The sequence below is a fragment of the Helicobacter sp. MIT 14-3879 genome (assembly GCF_003364125.1).
In genome coordinates this window covers 1-1459 of the sequence record NZ_NXLP01000147.1, presented here as the reverse complement: position 1 = coordinate 1459, position 1459 = coordinate 1, and the positions used below count along the sequence as shown (strand labels likewise).

Here is a 1459-nt window from a genome sequence, read left to right as displayed (position 1 = left end):
ACAAAAAAAGAATTAATAGAACTCCTCAATAAAAAAGAAATGTTAAATGGCAAAGAAATTGAGAGCATAAAACTAGATGAAATTGACACTTCAAAGATTACCGATATGAGCTTTCTCTTTGCAAATGTTAGTGATGATTTCTGCAAAGGAGCTATGAATGCAAGCGAGAGTGAAAGAGAAAATGTAAAAAAAGCTGGATTAAATGTAGATTCTATGATTTATTCTTGTAAGAATCCTGTAAAAAGAAAAGACTTTAGCGGGATAGAATCTTGGGATGTCAGCAATGTGAGAGATATGCAGAGTATGTTTGAAGGAGCAGAATCTTTCAATCAACCACTAAATTCTTGGAATGTAAGCAATGTGAGAGATATGTGGAGTATGTTTGAAGGAGCAGAATCTTTTAATCAACCCCTAGATAAATGGAATGTAAGCAATGTAAAATATATGATTAGTATGTTTAATGAAGCAAAGAGCTTTAATCAACCCCTAAATTCTTGGAATGTGAGTAAGGTAGAGAATATGTGGAGTATGTTTAATAGGGCAGAATCTTTTAATCAACCCCTAGATAAATGGAATGTGAGTAAGGTAAAAGATATGAGTTATATGTTTGCTTTTGCAAGTTCTTTTAATCAACCCTTAGATTCTTGGAATGTGAGTAATGTTGAAAGTATGGAGTGGATGTTTTATCAAGCAAGTTCCTTTAATCAATCCCTAGATTCTTGGAATGTGAGTAATGTAAAAAATATGGAGTGGATGTTTAATGGAGCAAAGAGCTTTAATCAGCCCTTAGATTCTTGGAATGTGAGTAATGTTGAAAATATGGACGATATATTTAAAGATTCCCCCCTGCGAGATAATCCACCAAAGTGGTGGGAAAAACGGCTTGAAGAAATGTCAAAATAACTTTTAAAATAGTAAAATAAAGAAGCAATTTATAGCGAAAATACATTTTATTAAGGGAAATACAATTTATTAAGGAAACACGAAAAACACAATATAAGGAGAACACAAAATGAAAAGTCTCACTACAACTATAAAGATTCTTTTAACTGCCTTTTTGCTTAGTGCTTGTGTGGGTATGCAAGTTTTTGCTAATGCAAAACCTAGTAAATATCACCCACAGACAAAAAAAGAATTAATAGAACTCCTCAATAAAAAAGAAATGTTAAATGGCAAAGAAATTGAGAGCATAAAACTAGATGAAATTGACACTTCAAAGATTACCGATATGAGCTTTCTCTTTGCAAATGTTAGTGATGATTTCTGCAAAGGAGCTATGAATGCAAGCGAGAGTAAAAAAGAAGCTTTAAAAAACAATAAGGTAGATATAGATTTTATCATCTATTCTTGCAAGAATCCCGTAAAAAGACAAGACTTTAGTGGGATAGAATCTTGGGACACAGGCAAAGTAGAAAATATGGTGAGTATGTTTTATAAAGCAGAAGCTTTTAATCAAAAT

At 32.0% G+C, this 1459-nt stretch carries 2 protein-coding genes; both read left to right on the top strand.

Translation table 11 applies throughout. The features are described from left to right. A partial coding sequence (locus CQA44_RS12030; protein ID WP_220272165.1) for a BspA family leucine-rich repeat surface protein occupies positions 1-903 on the top strand: 903 nt, incomplete at its 5' end. A gap of 109 nt (positions 904-1012) precedes the next feature. Continuing rightward, positions 1013-1459 (top strand): BspA family leucine-rich repeat surface protein (locus CQA44_RS12025; RefSeq protein WP_258865049.1); only part of this gene is annotated, 447 nt, incomplete at its 3' end.